The organism is Corynebacterium riegelii, from assembly GCF_001263755.1.
Taxonomy (GTDB): Bacteria; Actinomycetota; Actinomycetes; order Mycobacteriales; family Mycobacteriaceae; genus Corynebacterium; species Corynebacterium riegelii.
Window position 1 is genome coordinate 2,531,850 of the sequence record NZ_CP012342.1, and the last position, 18,405, is coordinate 2,550,254.

At 61.7% G+C, this 18,405-nt stretch carries 17 protein-coding genes and 1 tRNA gene; 12 read left to right on the plus strand and 6 right to left on the minus strand.

Going from position 1 to position 18,405, the window contains the following annotated elements:
* The first annotated feature begins 4 nt into the window (after window positions 1-4).
* On the plus strand, window positions 5-2,278 hold the full coding sequence (gene purL, locus AK829_RS11895; RefSeq protein WP_052206207.1) for a phosphoribosylformylglycinamidine synthase subunit PurL: 2,274 nt from the start codon (window positions 5-7) through the stop codon (window positions 2,276-2,278).
* A 9-nt stretch (window positions 2,279-2,287) separates the two neighbouring features.
* Here purL and AK829_RS11900 read toward each other — a convergent pair whose 3' ends face one another.
* Window positions 2,288-3,241: an acyl-CoA thioesterase gene (locus tag AK829_RS11900; protein WP_408606264.1), complete on the minus strand. Its 954-nt coding sequence runs from the start codon at window positions 3,239-3,241 to the stop codon at window positions 2,288-2,290.
* 118 nt (window positions 3,242-3,359) lie between these two features.
* Here AK829_RS11900 and AK829_RS11905 point away from each other — a divergent pair, with 118 nt between their 5' ends.
* From AK829_RS11905 to purM, 3 genes are read left to right on the plus strand one after another with little or no spacing between them, the layout of a single operon-like run.
* Complete coding sequence (locus AK829_RS11905; protein WP_052206210.1) at window positions 3,360-3,755, plus strand: sterol carrier family protein; 396 nt, start codon at window positions 3,360-3,362, stop codon at window positions 3,753-3,755.
* A gap of 18 nt (window positions 3,756-3,773) precedes the next feature.
* On the plus strand, window positions 3,774-5,240 hold the full coding sequence (gene purF, locus AK829_RS11910) for an amidophosphoribosyltransferase (RefSeq protein WP_232305746.1): 1,467 nt from the start codon (window positions 3,774-3,776) through the stop codon (window positions 5,238-5,240).
* Window positions 5,241-6,302, plus strand: coding sequence for a phosphoribosylformylglycinamidine cyclo-ligase (gene purM, locus AK829_RS11915; RefSeq protein WP_052206214.1), 1,062 nt, complete (start codon window positions 5,241-5,243; stop codon window positions 6,300-6,302).
* Between the two features lie 158 nt (window positions 6,303-6,460).
* Here the strand turns inward: purM and AK829_RS11920 are convergent, their stop codons facing one another.
* The gene (locus AK829_RS11920) at window positions 6,461-6,706 is read right to left on the minus strand and encodes a DUF3073 domain-containing protein (protein ID WP_052206216.1); all 246 of its coding nucleotides are present in this window, start codon (window positions 6,704-6,706) and stop codon (window positions 6,461-6,463) included.
* Between the two features lie 91 nt (window positions 6,707-6,797).
* A complete protein-coding gene (gene ygfZ / locus AK829_RS11925; RefSeq protein WP_052206545.1) occupies window positions 6,798-7,838 on the minus strand; it encodes a CAF17-like 4Fe-4S cluster assembly/insertion protein YgfZ in 1,041 nt (346 codons plus the stop codon).
* Between the two features lie 40 nt (window positions 7,839-7,878).
* On the opposite strand from ygfZ, the gene AK829_RS11930 reads away from it, so the two are divergent.
* Window positions 7,879-8,775: an aminodeoxychorismate lyase gene (locus AK829_RS11930; RefSeq protein ID WP_052206218.1), complete on the plus strand. Its 897-nt coding sequence runs from the start codon at window positions 7,879-7,881 to the stop codon at window positions 8,773-8,775.
* A 2-nt stretch (window positions 8,776-8,777) separates the two neighbouring features.
* Here the strand turns inward: AK829_RS11930 and AK829_RS11935 are convergent, their stop codons facing one another.
* A complete protein-coding gene (locus AK829_RS11935) occupies window positions 8,778-9,419 on the minus strand; it encodes an FABP family protein (RefSeq protein WP_052206220.1) in 642 nt (213 codons plus the stop codon).
* Window positions 9,420-9,442: 23 nt separating this feature from the next.
* On the opposite strand from AK829_RS11935, the gene mshD reads away from it, so the two are divergent.
* From mshD to pstB, 5 genes are all read left to right on the plus strand, one after another.
* Window positions 9,443-10,261 carry a mycothiol synthase gene (gene mshD, locus AK829_RS11940; protein ID WP_052206222.1) on the plus strand — a complete coding sequence of 273 codons (819 nt, stop codon included), beginning with the start codon at window positions 9,443-9,445 and terminating at the stop codon, window positions 10,259-10,261.
* Between the two features lie 189 nt (window positions 10,262-10,450).
* On the plus strand, window positions 10,451-11,599 hold the full coding sequence (pstS, locus tag AK829_RS11945) for a phosphate ABC transporter substrate-binding protein PstS (RefSeq protein ID WP_052206224.1): 1,149 nt from the start codon (window positions 10,451-10,453) through the stop codon (window positions 11,597-11,599).
* 179 nt (window positions 11,600-11,778) lie between these two features.
* Window positions 11,779-12,843 (plus strand): phosphate ABC transporter permease subunit PstC, encoded by a 1,065-nt coding sequence (gene pstC / locus AK829_RS11950; protein ID WP_052206226.1) that lies wholly within the window; start codon window positions 11,779-11,781, stop codon window positions 12,841-12,843.
* A gap of 18 nt (window positions 12,844-12,861) precedes the next feature.
* Entirely contained in the window at window positions 12,862-13,803 is a 942-nt protein-coding gene (gene pstA, locus AK829_RS11955; protein WP_052206228.1) for a phosphate ABC transporter permease PstA, read from the plus strand.
* Between the two features lie 37 nt (window positions 13,804-13,840).
* Window positions 13,841-14,614 (plus strand): phosphate ABC transporter ATP-binding protein PstB, encoded by a 774-nt coding sequence (gene pstB / locus AK829_RS11960; RefSeq protein WP_052206230.1) that lies wholly within the window; start codon window positions 13,841-13,843, stop codon window positions 14,612-14,614.
* A gap of 56 nt (window positions 14,615-14,670) precedes the next feature.
* On the opposite strand, the gene AK829_RS11965 is transcribed toward pstB, so the two are convergent.
* Both AK829_RS11965 and dusB read right to left on the minus strand, forming a co-directional pair.
* Window positions 14,671-15,342 (minus strand): phosphate signaling complex PhoU family protein, encoded by a 672-nt coding sequence (locus tag AK829_RS11965; protein ID WP_052206232.1) that lies wholly within the window; start codon window positions 15,340-15,342, stop codon window positions 14,671-14,673.
* Window positions 15,332-16,471, minus strand: coding sequence for a tRNA dihydrouridine synthase DusB (dusB, locus tag AK829_RS11970; protein WP_083439868.1), 1,140 nt, complete (start codon window positions 16,469-16,471; stop codon window positions 15,332-15,334). The genes AK829_RS11965 and dusB overlap by 11 nt, the downstream gene beginning before the upstream one ends.
* 166 nt (window positions 16,472-16,637) lie before the next feature.
* Here dusB and AK829_RS11975 point away from each other — a divergent pair, with 166 nt between their 5' ends.
* Complete coding sequence (locus AK829_RS11975; protein ID WP_052206236.1) at window positions 16,638-18,140, plus strand: acetyl-CoA hydrolase/transferase family protein; 1,503 nt, start codon at window positions 16,638-16,640, stop codon at window positions 18,138-18,140.
* 86 nt (window positions 18,141-18,226) lie between these two features.
* Window positions 18,227-18,299 (plus strand) — tRNA-Lys (locus tag AK829_RS11980).
* Window positions 18,300-18,405: the final 106 nt, after the last annotated feature.

Sequence of the window (18,405 nt, forward strand, 5' to 3'; positions counted from 1 at the left end):
CGCTGTGACTGTGGTGAACGATACCGTCGATAATGCAAAGGCAACCCCGGAAATTGAGCAGCCGTACGCTGAGCTGGGGTTGAAGGATGATGAGTACCAGAAGATCAAGGAGATCCTGGGACGTAGGCCGACGGACGCGGAGCTGACCGTCTACTCTGTGATGTGGTCCGAGCACTGCTCGTATAAGTCCTCCAAGGTGCACCTGCGTTACTTCGGCGAGACCATGACGGAGGAAATGGCCTCCAAGATCCTTGCCGGCATTGGTGAAAACGCTGGTGTGGTGGACATCGGTGGCGGTGACGCGGTGACCTTCCGCGTGGAAAGCCACAACCACCCCTCCTTTGTGGAGCCGTATCAGGGTGCCGCAACCGGCATCGGTGGCATTGTGCGCGACATTATGGCGATGGGTGCGCGCCCGATTGCCGTGATGGATCAGCTGCGCTTCGGCGCGATTGACGCAGATGACACGAAGCGTGTGCTGCCGGGCGTGGTGCACGGCATCGGCGGCTACGGCAACTGCCTGGGCCTGCCCAACATTGGTGGCGAGACCGTGTTTGACCCGGCCTACGCCGGCAACCCGCTGGTCAACGCACTGTGCGTGGGCACGTTGAAGGTGGAGGACCTCCACCTGGCATTTGCTTCCGGCACTGGCAACAAGGTGATCCTGTTCGGCTCCCGCACCGGCCTTGACGGCATTGGCGGCGTGTCAGTGCTTGGCTCCGCCACGTTTGAGGAGGGCGAGGAGCGCAAGCTGCCGGCCGTCCAGGTGGGCGACCCGTTTGCAGAGAAGGTGCTCATTGAGTGCTGCCTGGAGCTCTACCAGGCTGGCGTTGTCGTGGGCATCCAGGACCTGGGTGGCGGCGGCCTGTCGTGCGCTACCTCCGAGCTTGCGGCTGCCGGTGACGGCGGCATGCGCGTGGACCTGGACGCAGTGCCGTTGCGCGCAGAGAACATGACCGCGGCAGAGATCCTCGCCTCCGAGTCCCAGGAACGCATGTGTGCTGTCGTGGCGCCGGAGAACGTGGACCGCTTCATGGAGATCTGTGCGAAGTGGGAGGTTGGCGCAGCTGTCATCGGTGAGGTGACGGATGAGACCGACCGCCTGGCTGTCTACCACCAGGGTGAGCTGGTGATGGACGCGCCGCCGTCGACGATTGATGCGGGCCCGGTCTATGAGCGTCCGTACGCACGCCCCGAGTGGCTGGATGGTGTCCAGGCTAAGACCGAGGTAACCAAGTCCGATGACCTGGTGGGCACTTGGAAGCAGATGGTTGCATCGCCTGCGCTGTGCTCGCGTGACTTCATCACGCAGCAGTATGACCGCTACGTGCGCGGCAACACCGTGCAGGCGAAGCACGCCAACGCTGGTGTGCTGCGTATCAACGAGGAGTCCGGCCGCGGCGTGGCTATCTCCGCTGACGCTTCCGGCCGCTACACCTACCTGGATCCGAACATGGGCGCGCGCCTGGCGCTGGCGGAGGCGTACCGCAACGTTGCTGTCACCGGCGCAACCCCGGTTGCCGTGACCAACTGCCTGAACTTCGGCTCCCCGGAGAACCCGGACGTGATGTGGCAGTTCGCTGAGGCAGTGCATGGTCTTGCCGACGGCGCACGTGAACTCTCCGTACCTGTCTCCGGCGGCAACGTGTCCTTCTACAATCAGACGGGCGACACCCCGATTCTGCCCACCCCAGTAGTTGGCGTGCTCGGCGTGATCGAGGACGTGGAAAACTCCATCCCGCACGCCCTGCCAGCCGGTGCGGAAGAGCACGTGCTGGTTCTTCTGGGCGAGACCTTTGAAGAGTTCGGCGGCTCTGTCTGGCAGGACATCTCCGGCCAGGGCCTGGCAGGCCTGCCGCCGCAGGTTGACCTTGCTAATGAGGCCCGCCTGGCGGAATTCTTCGGCGGCGTTGAAGGTGTTTCCGCAGCCCACGACCTGTCCGAGGGTGGCCTGTCCCAGGCGGTCTTCGAGCTGCTGCTCGCCTCCGGCTTGGGCGCAGACCTCAACCTGGAAGCCGTGCATGAGGACGCGTTCACCGCGCTGTTCTCTGAGTCCGCGTCCCGCGTGCTCATCGCCGTGTCCCGCGACCGCGTTGACGCAGCGCTTGAGCGCGCCGCCGCTGTTGGGGTGCCGGCTGTGGTGGTTGGTGAGACGTCGGCAAGCGGCAAGCTCTCCTTCGGCGACCAGGAAATCGCCGTGGACGAGCTGGCGCAGGCTTGGGCCGCGACGCTGCCGCAGCACTTCGGCCACAGTGTGGCACCGAACGCTGCAGTCTAAACCCGCAGGCTAGTCCACGCGCTGGGTAGCCTTTGGCATCTCCACCAAAGGCACCGGCTCGTACTGGCCGCGCAGATCCTTCAGAGCCTGCGTGTGCTCCCACAAACGCCTGTCTTCCGCCGTCACCGGAGTGAACTGGCGGGCAGGCAGCGGGGTGCCGTCAATGTCCGTAGCCAGGTAGGTTACGGTCGCATGGATGGCATCTTTAAGGTTCTCGCGCCCGCCACGCGGGTCGCCGGAACGCACGTGGATTGAGGTGTGCAGCGAGCGATTATCCGTACGCGTCAGGCGTGCCTCAACCTCAATCAAATCCCCAATGTGAATCGGATGGTAGAAGCGAATGCCGCCCGCATACACGGCGACGGTGCGCTCACCCGACCACTCCATGGTGCATGCCATGCCGGCTTCATCGATCCACTCCATGGCGGTGCCGCCGTGCACGTTGCCGCCCCAGTTCACATCTGTTGGCTTTGCCAGGAAGCGGTGCACAACCCGCGGTGCGGTGGAATCGTCCGTGTAGGTTTGCTCGCCCATCTCTGCCTCGATGGCCTTGCGCAGGTCAATGCGGCTCAGCGCGGCTTGCTCTACGCGGCGCTCCTCATCGGTAGACGGCACAAATGTAGGAACCGGGGTGGGCTTGCCGGTCTCGGTGTCCTTAGCCACGAAGATGACCAGGCAGTCGCATGCGCGCGTGAAGATTCCCTGGCGAGGGTCCGCCGACAGCACCTCGTTAACAATGTGCATGGAAGAGCGCCCGGTCATGGCCACGCGTGAGCGGACCTCCACAATGTGGCCCGAAGGGATCGGGCGGGTGAAGTGGATGTGTCCAACGTAGGCGGTTACGCAGTAGGTGGATGACCACTGTGCGGCGCACGCGTAGGCGGCCTTATCAATCCACTCCAGGACGCGTCCGCCGTTGACGCCTTGGGCGCCGGCGTGCAGCACGTCGGTCGGTGCGGCCATAAATCGCAGGGTGATGGAGGGCGATTTTTCGGTGGGTACGGGTGCTTCGGACTTGCTTCCAGACATAGCAACACAATAGCCATCGTCGCGTGTTGTGCTGGCATGGCACTATGCAGTTATGGCGAGCAAACAGGTTGATCCGGCGGAAATGACGCAGGCTGTTGCGGCGGTGGCTGCGTGGCTTGAGGGGGAGGGGGTAAAGCCGACGCGTGCGCAGCTTGCGGCGGCGTGTCGTACGACGGCTCGCACGCTTGCGCAGGAGTTGCCGGGGCATGCGGTTGAGCTGCGCATTCCGCCGTTTGTGGCCGTGCAGTGCGTCGAGGGTCCTCGGCACACGCGCGGTACGCCGCCGAATGTTGTGGAGATGGATCCGGAGACCTGGTTGCGGCTTGCAACAGGGCTTTTGCTTTTCGACGCCGCGTTATCCTCCCCCCACGTCACCTCCTCCGGCGCGCGTGCGGGTGAGGTTGCGAGGGGGCTTCCGGTCGTTTCACTTTCGGCAGTTCGGCGCTAGTCGGATACCATAGGGGTCGTGCAAGGTGAAGCCAGGGAAGAGTGCGGCGTCTTTGGGGTATGGGCGCCGAAAGAAGACGTATCTAAACTGACGTATTTCGGGTTGTTTGCACTGCAGCACCGTGGTCAGGAAGGCGCCGGCATTGCTGTTGGCGATAAGGAAAACATCGTGGTGTTTAAGGACACCGGCTTGGTCAGCCAAGTTTTCGATGAAACCGTCCTGGGCGCGCTGCAGGGTGATGTGGCGATTGGCCACACCCGCTATTCCACCGCGGGTGGGAATAGTTGGGATAACGTGCAGCCGATGTTCCGGACGTCGCCAAACGGCACTGACGTGGCGTTGGCGCACAACGGCAATTTGGTCAACTACGCGGAGTTGCAGGCGGAAGCCATTGAGAAGAAGCTGGTGCCCGCCGATGGCGTGCAGGGCCAGGGCTCTTCCTCTGACACTGCGGTGGTCTCTGCGTTGTTGGCGGATCTGATTCGTGAGGAGCACACGCTTCTCGACGCATGCGAGCAACTCCTCCCACGCATCCACGGCGCCTTCTGCTTCATGATTACGGACGGGCACACGCTCTACGCCGCACGGGATCCGCATGGTGTGCGGCCGCTTTCGTTGGGGCGTCTTGAAGAAGGCTGGGTGGTTGCCTCTGAGACGTGTGCTTTGGACATTGTGGGCGCCGCCTTTGTCCGTGAGATCGAGCCAGGCGAGTTGATCTGGATTGATGAGACGGGTGTGCATTCCAAGCGCTACGCCGAGACCACGCGCGCGCACTGCGTGTTTGAGTACGTCTACGTTGCTCGTCCGGATTCGGTGATTGAGGGCCAGACGGTCAACAACTCCCGCATTGAAATCGGCCGCAGGCTGGCGCGCGTCAACCCCGTCGAGGGTGATCTGGTGATGCCGGTGCCGGAATCCGGCACCCCGGCCGCGATTGGCTACGCCGAAGAATCTGGCATCCCGTTCAAGCAGGGGTTGATGAAGAACGCCTACGTGGGCCGCACCTTCATCCAGCCTTCCGACACCCTGCGTCAGCTGGGCCTGCGCCTGAAGCTCAACCCGGTACGCCAGGTCATTGAAGGCAAGAAGCTGATCGTGGTGGATGACTCCATTGTGCGCGGCAACACGCAGCGCAAGCTGATCCGCATGCTGCGTGAGGCAGGCGCTGCGGAGGTGCACGTGCGTATCGCCTCGCCGCCGGTGAAGTGGCCGTGCTTCTACGGTATTGACTTCGCCAGCCCCGGTGAGCTAATTGCAAACCATGGCCGCGGTGGCTCGGATGAGGAGATCGCGGAATCTATCCGCACCATGATTGGTGCAGACTCCCTGGCGTTTGTGCCGATTGACGATATTGTTGCGGCGTCCCACCAGGATGCCGAGAACCTTTGTGCCGCGTGTTTCACCGGCCATTACCCACTAGGTTTGCCGGAGGGCAACCCGAACGCGGACCTTGTCCGCCGCATGAAGAAAGGCGCCGAAGCGTAAATGAGTAACCCCGAGATTTCCTACGAGGCCGCAGGCGTATCCATCGAAGCCGGCGACAAGGCCGTTGAACTGTTCGCGCCGCACGCCAAGCGCGCCACCCGCCCGGAGGTCCGCGGCGGACTCGGCGGCTTTGCCGGTCTGTTTGCCTTGGGCAAGTACAAGGAGCCGTTGCTGGCCGCAGGCTCTGATGGTGTGGGCACGAAGCTGGCCGTTGCCCAGGCGATGGACAAGCACGACACCATTGGCATTGACCTGGTAGCCATGTGCGTGGATGACCTGGTCGTCTGCGGTGCTGAGCCGCTTTTCCTGCAGGACTACATTGCGATTGGCAAGGTTGTGCCGGAGAAAGTCGCTGAGATCGTCGGCGGCATTGCAGAGGGCTGCGTCCAGGCAGGCTGCGCCCTTCTCGGTGGCGAGACCGCAGAGCACCCCGGCGTAATGAACCCGGATGACTACGACGTCTCCGCAACCGCCGTTGGCGTCGTCGAGGCCGATGAGCTGCTCGGCCCCCACCTGGTGCGCGAAGGCGACATCATCATCGGCATGGCATCCTCCGGACTACACTCCAACGGCTACTCCCTTGCCCGCCACGTGCTTCTGGAGCGCGCCGGGCTGCCGCTTGACGGCCACATCGAGGAACTTGGCCGCACGCTCGGTGAGGAACTGCTTGAACCCACCCGCATCTACGCCCTCGACTGCCTTGAGCTGGCCGCCGAGTGCGAGGTGCGCACCTTCTGCCACGTCACCGGCGGTGGCCTGGTGGGCAACATGGAGCGCATCATCCCAGAAGGCCTGGTTGCAGAGATGCGCCGCGCCACCTGGACCCCGGGCCAGATCTTCCGCACCATCCGCTCTGTCGGCCAGGTGCCGGATGCGGAGATGGAGAAGACTTTCAACATGGGTGTGGGCATGGTTGCCGTTGTGTCGCCTAGCGACCGCGACCGTGCACTAGCCATTTTGGCCGCACGCCACATTGATAGCTGGGTGCTTGGCGAGGTCCGCGCCGCCACCAACGACGACGAACCCCGCGCCCTGCTCACCGGCGAGCACCCGCAGTACTAGCTGCGCCGAAAAACGGCACGCGAAAAGAGCGCACCCCGCGTATTGGCTCGGGGTTGCGCTCTTTTCGTTGCAAACAGGTGCAGCTGGCTGCGGTTAGGCAGCGGTTAGGCTGCGGCTGTTAGGCTGCGGCAGCGAGCTGCAGTGAGAAGGTGGGGGAGTTAGCGAGCAACGCGGCGCTGGCCGCGGTTGTCCTCATCCTCATCCTCATCGTCCCAGTTGCCGTAGTCGGCATAGTCGGCGTAGTCGCCGTACTGGTCGTCCACCTCATCGTCGTCCTCGGCCCAGCCTCCTGGGACCTGCGCTGCAAGCTCACGTTGCAGGGAATCGAGGTCCATTTCCGGAGAGTTGTACTTGAGCTGGCGAGCTACCTTGGTCTGCTTTGCTTTGGCGCGTCCGCGGCCCATGGCGTGACCCCCTTGAGGTGCTATTTATCTAATCGTATTTGTCCTGCCAGACATAATAGCGGGTGCCACCAAAAAATTCCCCTCCGCCCATCTACCTGCGCGGATTCACGCCGCCGCGGAGTTTGTCAATGGCGGCACGTCCTGCGCGCTCACCTTCTTCGGCGGGCAGGGAGTCTGGGTCAACGTTGGCCGCCACGCCGTTGATGTCCAGGGATGCGGTGGGGTCTGTAAGTGCAGAGCGTTTCACCAGCGCCAGCGCGATGGGGCCGTAGTCGGCGTCTTGGACCACGGTGCCCAACTGGCCAACCTTGCGGCCGCCAAGCGTGATCTCGGCACCAGGGGCGGGCAGCTCAGGTGCGGAGCCGTCAAGCTGCAGCATCACCAATAGGCGTGGTGAACGGCCGAGGTTTTCCACACGCGCCACGGTTTCCTGACCCCGGTAGCAGCCTTTGTGCAGGTGGACGGCGCCGAGGTGATCGCCACGCCCGATGAGGGGGGGCGCTTCGTGGGGGATGGAGCGCTCATCAAGATCCACACCCAGCTCCGGCTCGACCGCGCGAACGCGGGCCGCGGTGTACGCCATCAAACCGGCAACGCGACCGCCGTCGGCCTGCCACGCGTCCAGGGTGGGGGTGACGGTGGTGGGGGACAACAGGGCGTCGTGAAGCAAAAAGCTCCCGAAACGGCGGGTGCGGGTGGCAACGGCGCCGTCGAGCGGCCGGCCGAAGGTGGAGACCAGCACGAGGTCGGTTTCCTCGATGGTGACGTCGGACCAAAAGACCATGCGTTGCAAAAACTCAAGGAACGACGCCTTTTGCTGCGGCAACATGTCCAGGTAGAACGTTGAGCCGTCAAACATCACGCCAACGTGGTGCAGGATGTGGCCCTGGGCGTTCAAATCAAGCGCAAAGGCGCCGAAACCGGCGGCAACATCGTCGAGCTTCTGGGAGAGAAGGTTGTTCAAAAACGACGCGGCATCAGGACCGGAAACGGCGATGACGTCGTGATACGAGCGGTCAATCAGCGTCGGCGTGTCAGCCAACGCACGCTGTTCAGCTAAAGGATCCCCGAAGTGGAGCGCAACGTGCGTCTCCGGATCAGCAACGGCACCAGGAAGATCAATAGAGAACATTCGAGTCACGGCCCCGATCATAAGGGCATAATGGGTAGATATGTCACTCCTAGCGCCAGAACCCGTCATCTACCTGGTAGAGCCCTACGGCGGATCCATCCGCAGACAAAATCCCAACACGCCGCACGTGTTTTGGGACGACGCAGCCGTCACGCGCGGAGACGGTGTGTTTGAAACCATCCTGATCCGGAACGGCAAACCGAGAAACGTGGAGCGTCACCTGGAGCGGTTCGCGCGATCGGCGGAAGCGCTGGAGCTTCCGGTGCCGGATAAGGAGCACTGGCTGAAAGCCACCGAAGAGGCGGTGGCGGATTACGTTCGGGAGCGCGGCGGCAACCCGAAGGAAGTCAAGGAAGCCAAATGCACTTGGACGCTTAGCCGCGGCCGGGAGACCACAGGGGTGGCAACCGCCTGGCTGACCGTGCGCGATATCGACCCTGATGTGCGCAAACAGCGCGACAACGGCGTGAAGGTAGTGACCACCCCGCGCGGGTTTGTGGCGGATCCGGAAGTGCCGTGGATGGTGGGGGAGGCGAAAACGCTGAACTACGCCGCGAACATGGCGGCGCTGCGCTGGGCGCGCGAGCAGGGCGCTGATGACGTGATTTACGTGGAGCGCGAGACCGGCCGTGTGCTGGAAGGTGCCACAAGTACCGTCATCATGCTGAAGAAAGGCGGACGCATGCGCACCCCGGCGCCAGGGCCGGGGGTCATGGCCGGCACGACGCAGGCGGCGCTTTTCGCGCTCGCTGAAAAGGAAGGCTTCAAGTGCAAAGCCAAAGACATCTACCTCAACGAGCTGTTGAAGGCGGAGTCGGTGTGGCTCGTGTCGTCGACACGCATCTGCGCACGCGTGACCCACATTGATGGCACGAAGCTTGCCACCCCCGAAAATGAAGCGGAGATCAAAGCGCTGATCTCCGCCGCAGCACGCTAGCGCTAGCCGGCGATGCGCTTGAGCTCTGCCGACATGTACGGCACCAGCTCGCCGTCCACCACGCGCTCGTCCACCCAGCCGAGGTTGTTGTTGGGCATCAGGCCGTAGAGGCGGCGCCCCGGGCCGTGGTGGGCCGGGCCGGTTTCGGTGGCGATGGTGGATGCAGATTCCAGCTGCCACGCGCGCTCATTGCGCATGCTGCCGTAGAGGATCTCCACCAGGCCGCGCGGGTTGGCCAGTACAACCTCAATTTCGTCCTTTTCGGAGATGCGCCAAAAACCGAGTTCACGCTGCTCCGGGCCGGTTGACTCCCCGTTTTCATCCAGGCGCCACATGCGGGAGTCAAAGCGCAGGTAGTTGCCACCGTCGTGGGAGAAGATCAGCTGCTGGCCAAAGGCGTATTCCTCGCCCTGCTCGTTGATTTGGCCGCTGCCGTGCCAGACGCCGACGAGGGGGAGGAGGGCCAACAGGCCGTCGTGAAGCGAGGGGCCCTGGCGCAGGTTCGCGGTGTCGTCTTCCAGCGGGAACTCTTCGAAGCCGAGGCCCGGGATGTTGCGGTGCGCGGTTGCTTTGGATTGTTCGGCGGCGAGGTTGACGGCGTCGCTGCCGTTGAGCTTGTCGTTTTGGTTCTCATTTTCAGTCATGCACTCAAGGGTAGCCTGGCACCATGACTGACTACTTAGAGCTTGTGCAAGCTGCGGAAAACCATGATGGTGTGGCCCCGTTGTCGGAGGCGTTCCTGCGCGGCTTGGATGGCGATTATGCACGCTTTACGGTGGATGGCGGCTTGGCCCTTGCAGCCCCGGACGGCAGTGTTGAGCTGGTGGTGCACCCGGATTGCCGCAGGCAGGGTAAGGCGAAGGAGCTTTTCAGGCTTATCGACGCCAACGTCAACCACCCCAAACTGTGGGCCCACGGCAACCTGCCCGCGGCCCAAGCCACAGCGGAGTCTTTAGGCCTGCGGCCGGTGCGCGAGCTGCTGGTGATGTCCATCGGTGCCGATCAGGTTAGCCGCGGCCCGGTTGAGCTTCCGGAAGGCTTTGCAGCGTTGACGTACGCGCAGGCCGTTGCGCGTTTCGGGCGCGAGAACGTGGAGCAGGCGTGGCTGGATGTAAACAATGACGCTTTTGATTGGCACCCCGAGCAGGGGGGTTGGGATCTGGCGCGTTTGCGCAGCGCAATGGACACCGACTGGTTTGATCCGGCAGGCGTGTGGCTGCTGTACCAGGGGGAGCAGCTGGCAGGTTTTCATTGGACGAAACGCCACCCCGGAAACGTCGGCGAGGTGTATGTGATTGGCCTGTCTTCAGCCCATCGGGGGGAGGGGTTGGGGGTACCGCTTTTGCAGTTGGGGTTGGAGTCCCTCTTGGAGGGTGGATCTACGCAGGTCATCCTCTATGTTGAGGCCGATAATGAGCCTGCTGTGAAGCGATATTCTCAGGCTGGTTTCACAATTGCTGAATCACATGTGATGTACCAGAAATAGGCCGATACGCTGCGGATATGTTTGCGAGGAGCGCGTGTTCACTGATTGTTCACTTGGCACGCAACCCTCGGTTAACCATGAGGTTCTACGTTTAGCAGCTGTGAGTAATCGGAGGCGCTGTGTGCCGAAGGCGTACAGCCCGCGCCGATTCTCTTTGAACGAGCTACCAATGACCTGAAAGGTTATCCCGTGATCCGCAACATCAAGCGCACCGCCGCAATCGCTGGCGTCGTTGCAGTTTCCTCTGTCTCCCTCGTTGCTTGCAACAGCTCCGACGACACCGACACCGCTGCTACCGAGACCGCTGCTGAGTCTTCGGCTGCCGAGACCCAGGCTGAGGGTTCTGAGACCGCAGCTGCTGGCGACTACGTACTGTCCGGCGAGACCGGTGCACTGGTTGCTGAGGGCGCTTCCTCCCAGCAGAAGGCAATGGACTACTTCGGCGAGATCTACGCCAAGGAAGTTCCGGGCGCCAACCTGGCATACAATCCGTCCGGCTCCGGTGCTGGCCAGAAGAACTTCATTGCAAACCAGGTGAAGTTCGCTGGCTCTGACTCCCCGCTGAAGGACGAGCAGGTTGAGGAAGCTGCCGCACGCTGCGGTGGCAACGAGGCGTGGCACCTGCCGTTCGTCATCGGCCCGGTTGCAATTGCCTACAACATCGACGGTGTTGATGAGCTGAACCTGACCATTGACAACATTGTTGACATCTTCCAGGGCACCATCACCAACTGGAACGACCCGGCTCTGGCTGAGTCCAACCCGGACGCAACCCTGCCGGATCTGCCGATCCAGGTGTTCTTCCGCTCTGACGAGTCCGGCACCTCCGACAACTTCCAGAAGTTCCTGGCTGCCGCTTCTGATGGCAAGTGGACCGGCGAGGGCAAGGCCTTCCCGCAGGAAGTTGGCACCGGCGCTAACGGCTCCACCGGTGTGGCACAGGAGGTTAACGCAACCAACGGTGCAATCACCTACGTTGAGGCTGGCTTCGCTGACAACAAGGCAAACATCGACTTCGGCCACGGCCCGGTTGAGCTGAACAAGGACACCGTTGGCAACGCTCTGGCCAACATGGAGTTCAAGACCGAAGGCCACAACATGGTGGTTGACGCGGATAAGCTCTTCGCTTCCGATGCGGCTGACTCCTACCCGCTGATCCTGACCACCTACGAGATCGTCTGCTCCGCTGGCTACGACGAGGCAACCTCCAACCAGATCAAGGACTTCCTGAACCTGGCACTGGACCACCAGGACGATGAGCTGGAGGCTGAGGGCTTCATCCCGGTCACCGGTGCTCACGCTGAGCGTCTGCGTGAGGCTGTCAACGCAATCCAGTAAGACGAGTCAAAGCGTGCAGTCTTTGACCGTCTGCTCACCGCGCTAGTAGCGCGGATGGCGAGTGCGCCCCCCACGACATTCGTCGATTGGGGGGCGTACCTATGCAGGAAGTTTCTACTCGGCGCGGCAACCGCGCCCCATAGGCTTTTGTTCTCATCCAACTAAAGGAACTGCGAATTATGGCTGACAATGACCTGTCACCAAACACTGATCCGGTAGTGCAGCGCTCCACCGCAACTCCCGTTATGCAGGGCGATGACCAGCAGGACGCGAATGCATCTGCTATCACAACGTCCGGCCGTGGCGCTGGCGCGAAGCGTCCCGGTGACCGAGTGTTTGAATTTCTCTCCACGATCTCCGCAACCCTGATCACGGTGTTGGTGGCAGCGGTTGGTCTCTTCCTGCTTCGCCAGGCAATTCCACCACTGTCCCGTAATGAAGGCGGTGTGCTTGGGTTCTTCACCTACGGCGGACCGTGGAGCACCTCCGACTTGGAGAACATGCAGTTCGGTATCCCGAACCTGTTCTTCTCCACGCTGACCATTTCGCTGATCGCGCTGATTCTTGCGATGCCGATCGCGCTTGGTATTGCACTGTTCTTGTCCAACTATGCGCCGAAGTCCCTGGTGCGCCCGCTGGGCACGCTGGTGGACATGCTTGCCGCTGTTCCTTCGATCGTGTTCGGTCTGTGGGGTGCGCAGGTGCTTGGCCCGAAGCTGGGCAAGTTTTACGACTGGATCAACAGCTGGGGCGGCGACTTCTTCCTCTTTGCCACCTACCAAAACTCCCCGCCGTTCTCCACGGCCCGCAACGTGCTTACCGGTGGCATTGTGCTGGCGATCATGATTCTGCCAATCATCGCGGCAACCGCCCGCGAGGTGTTCGTGCAGACCCCTCCAGGCCAGATCGAGTCCGCCCTGGCGCTGGGCGCTACCCGCTGGGAAGTGATCCGTATGACAGTCATCCCGTTCGGCTGGTCCGGCTTCATCGCCGGTGCCATGCTGGGCCTGGGCCGTGCACTGGGTGAGACCATGGCGCTGTACATGGTGGTCGCACCTGCGAACGACTACCGCGGTTCGCTCTTTGACGGCGGCACTACCTTTGCTACCGCAATTGCAAACGCCGCAGCGGAGTTCAACAACCCGATCAGTGCTGGCGCCTATATCGCCGCTGGTTTGGTGCTGTTCATCCTCACATTCATTGTCAACTCGATCGCTCGCGCGATTGTGAACAAGAGCAAGTAGGCAGGAGGAGCAAACACAATGTCTACCGCTATCTCAAGCCAGAATCCCAGCGCAGGCGCGCCGAGCACGTCGGCCAACGCAACGCCGTTCACCCACATCTCCAGCGGGCGTAAGACCACGAACTCCATCATGGGTGGCGTCATGTGGTTCTGCATGATCCTGGCGCTGATTCCGCTGCTGTGGGTGCTGTTCACCGTGCTTATTAACGGCTGGAAGGTCGTTGTTGACCCAGCCTGGTGGACCCAGGACATGGTCGGTGTCCGCGCTTCCAAGGAAGGCGGCGGCGCAGCCCACGCAATTGCCGGTACGCTGCTGCAAACCTTCGTTGCTTCCGTGTTCTCCATCCCGGTGGGTGTGTTCACCGCGATCTACCTGGTGGAGTACTCCAACGGCAACAGGCTGGGCAAGTTGACCACCTTCATGGTGGATATTCTCTCCGGCGTGCCGTCTATTGTTGCGGCGCTGTTCATCTACGCGCTGTGGATCACCATCCTGGGCCAGCAGCGTTCCGGCTTCGCCGTGTCCTTGTCGCTGATCCTGCTCATGATCCCGGTTGTTGTGCGTAACACTGAGGAGATGCTGCGCGTGGTTCCGATGGATCTGCGTGAGGCTTCCTACGCGCTGGGCGTGCCGAAGTGGAAGACCATCGCACGCATTGTCCTGCCAACCGCGCTGTCCGGCATTGTCACCGGCATCATGCTGGCAATTGCACGCGTCATGGGCGAGTCCGCCCCGGTGCTGATCCTTGTGGGTTCCAACCCGGCGATGAACCTGACCCACATGTTCAACCAGCCGCAGTCCTCGCTGCCGCTGTTCATGCTTGACATGTGGAAGACCGGCGCCACCGGTCCGGCGAATGAACGCCTGTGGGGTGCGGCGCTGACCCTGGTGATCATCGTTGTTGCACTGAACCTGCTCGCCCGCTTCATCGCAGCCAAGTACTCGGTGAAGAAGAAGTAACCCGCCGTAACACCTTCGAATTACAGGAGAAATACTGATGTCCAAGCTTTCGTTGAAAGACGTCAACATTTACTACGGCGACTTCCACGCCGTGCAGAACGTGAACATGGAGATTCCGGCCCAGGCCGTGACCGCGTTCATCGGCCCGTCGGGCTGCGGTAAGTCCACCGTGCTGCGCACCATCAACCGCATGCACGAGGTCATCCCCGGTGCTTCGGTGAAGGGCGAGATTCTTTTGGACGGCCACAATATCTATGGCAAGGGCGTCGACCCAGTGTCCGTGCGCAACACCATCGGCATGGTGTTCCAGAAGGCCAACCCGTTTCCCACCATGTCCATCCGTGACAACGTGGTTGCCGGCCTGACCCTGTCTGGTGAGAAGAACAAGAAGAAGCTCGACGAGGTTGCCGAGCAGTCCCTGCGTGGCGCGAACCTGTGGGACGAGGTCAAGGACCGCCTGGACAAGCCGGGTGGCGGCCTTTCCGGTGGTCAGCAGCAGCGTCTGTGCATCGCTCGCGCGATTGCGGTCCGCCCGGAGGTCCTGCTTATGGACGAGCCGTGCTCCGCCCTCGACCCCATCTCCACCCTGGCCGTTGAGGATCTGATCCACGAGCTGAAGGAAGACTTCACCATCGTGATCGTGACCCACAACATGCAGCAGGCTGCGCGTGTGTCTGACAAGACGGCGTTCTTCTCCCTGGAGGCAACCGGCCGACCGGGCCACCTGGTGGAGTTCAACGACACCACCAAGATCTTCGAGAACCCGGACCAGAAGGAAACCGAAGACTACATCGCCGGCCGCTTCGGCTAAATGCTCCAGCGAAACCCTTTCGCAGCTAGGGTGCGTAGCTAGGGTTTTACCCCTAGCTACCGCTCGGCGGTGGCGATGAACGTCAGTTGGCGGGCGATGCTGACACAGTGGTCAGCGAAACGCTCGTAGAAGCGAGAGATCAGCGCGGTATCAACAGCGTGGCAGTTTGTGTACTGCCACGCTTCGCTTTTTGCGGCGTCGGTGAGTTCGGCGGAGATGGTGTCGATGACATCGTCAGCGTCGTCAAGCGAAAGCTCCTGTGTGCCATCCGTAATCATGGCGCAGACCCGCTCGGCCATGGTGTCGGCGGCCTGGGCCATATCCATCACCAGCGGAACTATTTCTGCGGGCAGTGTGGGGGAGGGGTGGTACTGGCGCGCGATTTTGGACACAGATTTGGCCAGCGAACTCATGCGCATCAGATCCTGGCCAACTTGGATGTACGCAAGCACCTGGCGCAGCTCCGTAGCCACCGGGGTTTCACGCGCAAGGAGCTGCAACGCGCGGTCTTCGCACCTGCGGTGGATATCCCCCAGCGCATCGGACTCCGTCATCGCGCCTTCGGCAGCCTCAAGATCCTGATCCGCCAAGGCCTGCGAGGCGTGGCGCATGCTCTCCCGAGCAAGCTTGGCCATCGCGACCATGTCCTCGGTGTAGTTGCGCAGTTCATCGCGGTACACCAAGCGCAGCGGCACCGGGTCACGCCCGAAGCCTGTGCTATCCACCATTGTTTTCTATCTCCGCTCCTTCCGGAACTGTCTCATCTTCCGGATCATCCAACCACCCCTCAGGCAACGCGACCTTTGAGGGCGAGCCCTGGCGGCCGCGCGCATCATCAGCATTGTCGGCTAGCTCTGTGGAATCAGCAATCGTGTCCAGCAGCGCCTGAAGCTGTGCCAGCGACGTGACTTGTGCAAGCTGCTTACGAAACTCTCCGCCCACCGGGAAACCGCGCAGGTACCAGCCGGTGTGCTTGCGAATGTCGCGGCACGCGTGGTCCTCACCATCGTGCTGGGCAAGCAGTTCTGCGTGGCGGTAAATAATGCGTGCTACTTGTCCCAGCGTGGGCTCCGGCGGCACGTCCTCACCGCGTAGCTGGGCGCCAAGCTGTGCAAACAACCAGGGCCGACCCAAGCAGCCGCGACCAACTTCCACACCGTGGCAGCCGGTCTGCGACATCATGCGCGCTGCGTCTTCAGCGGCGAAAATGTCGCCGTTGCCAATCACCGGCACGTCGGTGCCGTCCATATGCTCCACCAGGCGCGCAATCTCATCCCACTGTGCGTTGCCGGAGTAGCGTTGGGCCGCGGTGCGTGCGTGCAGCGCAACAGCCGCAGCGCCCTCCTCGGCGGCGATACGGCCGGCATCGAGGTGCGTGTGGTGGTCATCATCAATCCCGATGCGGAATTTCACCGTCACTGGGATATCGGTGCCTTCCGTTGCTGAAACCGCTGCGCGCACGATGTTGCCGTACAGCCTGCGCTTGTATGGGATTGCCGACCCACCGCCACGCCGAGTCACCTTGGGCACCGGGCAGCCGAAGTTCATGTCAATGTGGTCTGCAATATCTTCGTCCACAATCATCCGCACCGCTTCGTACGTGTATTTCGGGTCCACGGTGTATAGCTGCATGGAGCGAGGGCGCTCCACGTCGGCGAAGGTGGTCATGTGCATCGTCTTTTCGTTGCGTTCCACCATTGCGCGCGCGGTGATCATCTCACAGACGTAGAGTCCGGATGCTGTGCCGGTGAGCTCCTGCTCAATTTCGCGGCACAACACGCGAAACGGCATGTTTGTCACCCCCGCCATCGGAGCAAGGATGACGGGGGAGTTTGTCTCAATTTCCCCTATACGCATAGCTGCCCATTTTCCCATGACTCACACTTTCGGGGGTAGGGCTTTTTGCTTTTCGACGTTCGTCCGGTGCGTTATAGGTCACAATAGGGACGCACTGTAACTAATCGGTTATTTCCGGCACCGCGCCGGGGTGAATAACCGGTACTTATGAAGAGAGAGGGATCACATGAGCGATCGCATCGCCTATGCAAAACTGCGTGACAAGGTCATGACTGCCGAAGAGGCAGTTCAGTTTGTCAACCACGGCGACAAGGTTGGTACCTCCGGCTTTACCGGCGCTGGCTACCCCAAGGCCATGCCGGCAGCAATCGCAGAGAAGGCTAAGGCAGCACACGCTAAGGGCCAGGACTTCTCAATTGACCTGTACACCGGTGCTTCCACGGCGCCGGAGTGCGACGGCGTGCTGGCTGAGGCAAACGCGCTGCGCTACCGCATGCCGTATCAGTCTGATCCGCAGATGCGTAACAAGATCAACGCTGGCGAGATGAAGTTCCAGGACATTCACCTGTCCCACTCCGGCATGATGGTGGAGCAGGGCTTCTTCGGTAAGGTTGACCTGGCAATTGTTGAGGCCGTCCGCATTACTGAAGAGGGCAACATTGTCCCGTCTTCCTCCGTGGGTAACTCCGTTGAGTTCCTCAACGCCGCCAAGAAGATCATCATTGAGGTCAACTCCTGGCAGTCCGAGGAACTTGAGGGCATGCACGACATCTGGACCGTGCCGGCGCTGCCGAACCGTATTCCGATCCCGATTGTGAAGGCTGGTGACCGTATCGGTACCACCTACATTGAGATTGATCCGGAGAAGGTTGTTGCCGTCATTGAGACCAATGACCCGGACCGCAACGCCCCGTTCAAGGCGCCGGATGAGGTTTCCGAGCAGATCGCTGGCAACTTCCTCGACTTCCTGGAGAACGAGGTGAAGGCTGGCCGCCTTACTTACGACGGCTACGTGATGCAGTCCGGCGTGGGCAACGTCCCGAACGCCGTGATGGCGGGCCTGATGGACTCCAAGTTTGAGAACATCCAGGCATACACCGAGGTCATCCAGGACGGCATGGTTGACCTGATTGACGCAGGCAAGATGACCGTTGCCTCCGCAACGTCGTTCTCCCTGTCGCCGGAATACGCAGAGAAGATGAACAATGAGGCGTCGCGCTACCGCGAGTCCATCATCCTGCGCCCGCAGTCCATCTCCAACCACCCGGAGGTCATCCGCCGCACGGGCCTGATCGCGTCTAACGGCATGATCGAGGCGGACATCTACGGCAACGCCAACTCCACCCACATCAACGGCTCCCGTCTGATGAACGCGCTGGGCGGCTCCGGTGACTTCACCCGTAACGCCTACATCTCCTCGTTCATCTCCCCGTCTGTGGCTAAGGACGGCGCGATTTCTGCAATCGTGCCGATGGTCTCCCACGTGGACCACACGGAGCACGACGCAATGGTGTTCATCACCGAGTACGGTGTGGCCGACCTGCGTGGCCTGGCACCGCGTGACCGCGTGGCAAAGATGATCTCGATTGCGCACCCGACCTACCGTCCGCTGCTGGAGGAGTACATCGAGCTGGCATCCAAGTGCAAGTACCAGGCAACGCCGCACGACCTGCGCCACGCTTTCGACTTCCACACCCGCATTGAAGAGACGGGCACGATGCTGAAGTAGGACTGCGTTCCTGACTCGCATCATCCGCGGGTAGTCCGCGCCCCGATTACCGGCATGCGTCGGCGGGGCGCTAGGATATCCGCGTCGGGCCTTTAGCTCAGCTGGTAGAGCTACGGACTTTTAATCCGCAGGTCGCGGGTTCGAGCCCCGCAGGGCCCACCGTGATGCCCCGGTTAACGCCGGGGCATTTTGCGTACCTGGGGGTTTGTCGTGTGCTCGGGGCTTTTGCTTTGCTAGGTTTTTCGCATGGGCATTGATGCATCCT

Bases quoted from the DNA above. Each gene is read 5' to 3' on its own strand.
- AK829_RS11900 (WP_408606264.1), bottom strand. From the start codon at position 3,241: ATGGCCGCACCGACCGACGTGCTGCACGCCGGCGCCCAAGGCGTCAAC.
- AK829_RS11905 (WP_052206210.1), top strand. From the start codon at position 3,360: ATGGCGAGCAAACAGGTTGATCCGGCGGAAATGACGCAGGCTGTTGCG.
- purM (WP_052206214.1), top strand. From the start codon at position 5,241: ATGAGTAACCCCGAGATTTCCTACGAGGCCGCAGGCGTATCCATCGAA.
- AK829_RS11920 (WP_052206216.1), bottom strand. From the start codon at position 6,706: ATGGGCCGCGGACGCGCCAAAGCAAAGCAGACCAAGGTAGCTCGCCAG.
- ygfZ (WP_052206545.1), bottom strand. From the start codon at position 7,838: ATGTTCTCTATTGATCTTCCTGGTGCCGTTGCTGATCCGGAGACGCAC.
- AK829_RS11930 (WP_052206218.1), top strand. From the start codon at position 7,879: ATGTCACTCCTAGCGCCAGAACCCGTCATCTACCTGGTAGAGCCCTAC.
- AK829_RS11935 (WP_052206220.1), bottom strand. From the start codon at position 9,419: ATGACTGAAAATGAGAACCAAAACGACAAGCTCAACGGCAGCGACGCC.
- mshD (WP_052206222.1), top strand. From the start codon at position 9,443: ATGACTGACTACTTAGAGCTTGTGCAAGCTGCGGAAAACCATGATGGT.
- pstC (WP_052206226.1), top strand. From the start codon at position 11,779: ATGGCTGACAATGACCTGTCACCAAACACTGATCCGGTAGTGCAGCGC.
- pstA (WP_052206228.1), top strand. From the start codon at position 12,862: ATGTCTACCGCTATCTCAAGCCAGAATCCCAGCGCAGGCGCGCCGAGC.
- pstB (WP_052206230.1), top strand. From the start codon at position 13,841: ATGTCCAAGCTTTCGTTGAAAGACGTCAACATTTACTACGGCGACTTC.
- AK829_RS11965 (WP_052206232.1), bottom strand. From the start codon at position 15,342: ATGGTGGATAGCACAGGCTTCGGGCGTGACCCGGTGCCGCTGCGCTTG.
- dusB (WP_083439868.1), bottom strand. From the start codon at position 16,471: ATGCGTATAGGGGAAATTGAGACAAACTCCCCCGTCATCCTTGCTCCG.
- AK829_RS11975 (WP_052206236.1), top strand. From the start codon at position 16,638: ATGAGCGATCGCATCGCCTATGCAAAACTGCGTGACAAGGTCATGACT.